Source organism: Phenylobacterium sp., assembly GCF_037138395.1.
Taxonomy (GTDB): Bacteria; Pseudomonadota; Alphaproteobacteria; order Caulobacterales; family Caulobacteraceae; genus Phenylobacterium.
This window is the reverse complement of the sequence record NZ_JBAXIM010000270.1, coordinates 1-1,504: the sequence shown is the minus strand read 5'-3', so window position 1 is coordinate 1,504 and position 1,504 is coordinate 1. Positions and strand designations below refer to the sequence as shown.

Genomic DNA, 1,504 nt, shown 5'->3' with positions numbered 1-1,504 from the left:
TCGGCTGAAGGCGTCAGCCGGTTGGCTCCGGACATGGCGACCATCTCCCTGGGGGTGGTCACCGAGGCGCCCACCGCCGGCGACGCCCTGAAGCTGAACGCCGAGCGGATGACCAAGGTCATTGCAGCCCTCCGCAATGCCGGCCTGGCCGAGCGGGACATCCAGACCAGCGGCCTGTCGGTCTCGCCTCAGTACGACTATCCCAACGGCAAGCCCCCCGCGCTGAGGGGCTACCAGGCCGCCAACCAGGTGACCGCCACGGTGCGCGACCTGCGACGCCTGGGGCCGATCCTGGACTCCACGGTCAGCGTCGGCGTCAACTCCGCCGGCCAGGTGAGCTTCGGCCTGTCCGATCCCCTGACCGCCGAGAACGCGGCGCGGGAAGCGGCCGTGAAGGCCTTGAACGCCAAGGCGGCTCTCTATGCCCGGGCCACCGGCTATTCGGGGGTGCGCCTGACGGCCCTGTCCGAAGGCGGCTTCACCCCTCAGCCCCGTCCCATGATGCGGGCCTATGCCATGGCCGCGCCCATGGCCGACTCCGCCCCCACCCCCGTCGCGCCCGGCGAGCTGAACGTCAGCATCACGGTGAACGGCGTCTTCGATCTGGTGAAATAGCATGGACGATGTCCTTGCCCGGGACTGGCAGTTCCTGAAGGTCGAGGCGGAGGGCCCCACCCTGGTGGTGCGCCTGAACCGCCCCGAGGCCCGCAACGCCCTGAATACCGGCCTGATGGTCGAGCTGACCGAGTTTGCCCGGGCCATCCGGCGGCGGACCGATATCTTCACCGTCATCCTGACCGGGTCGGACCGCTATTTCAGCGCCGGCGCGGACCTGGCCGCCCAGGGCGAGCGGCGCCGGCCGACCCTGATGGAGACCCGGGAGGCGGTGATGGCCGGCCCGGACATGTGCGAGGCCTGGGAGCAGGTGGAGGCGGTGACCATCGCCGCCATCGAGGGCTATTGCATCGGCGGGGGCTGCGCCCTGGTGGCGGCCTGCGACTTCCGCATCCTGGGGGAAGGCGCCTATCTGCGGCTGCCGGAAATTCCCCTCGGCATCAACATGAGCTGGCGGTCCATCCCGCGCATCCACGCCCTGGTGGGGCCGGCCCGGGCCAAGCAGTTCGTCATGTTCGGCGAGGCGGTCCATGCCGCCGACGGCCTGTCCTGGGGTTTCTGCGAGGAGGTGGCCCCCGCAGGCGGAGCCCTCGACGCGGCCCGGGTCTGGGCGGGCAAGGTGGCCGCCCTGCCGCCCCTGCCCGTGCGCATGACCAAGGAGGCGGTGGACGCCCTCGACAAGGCCAACCACCATGCCGCCACCTTCATGGACCGGGACCAGTATCTCCTGACCAGCCGCAGCGAAGACTTCCGCGAGGGCGCGGCGGCCTTCTTCGAGAAGCGCCCGCCGAAATTCAGCGGGAACTGAGGCGGAAAATGGGACGGCCACTCAGCTGACCCCCTCCGTCGCGCTGCGCGCGCCACCTCCCCCTGATGGGGAGGAATTAGG

Annotated in this window: 2 protein-coding genes; both read left to right on the top strand. The window is 70.3% G+C overall.

Annotation, left to right across the window (positions count from 1 at the left end):
• Window positions 1–615, top strand: a 615-nt coding sequence (locus tag WCJ52_RS13135; protein ID WP_336903751.1) for an SIMPL domain-containing protein, incomplete at its 5' end; no start/stop codon positions are given.
• 1 nt (window position 616) lies between these two features.
• Complete coding sequence (locus tag WCJ52_RS13130) at window positions 617–1,423, top strand: enoyl-CoA hydratase/isomerase family protein (protein WP_336903750.1); 807 nt, start codon at window positions 617–619, stop codon at window positions 1,421–1,423.
• Window positions 1,424–1,504: the final 81 nt, after the last annotated feature.

What these genes read in the sequence shown, in the direction of transcription:
- WCJ52_RS13130 (WP_336903750.1), top strand. Translation starts at nt 617, where the DNA reads ATGGACGATGTCCTTGCCCGGGACTGGCAGTTCCTGAAGGTCGAGGCG.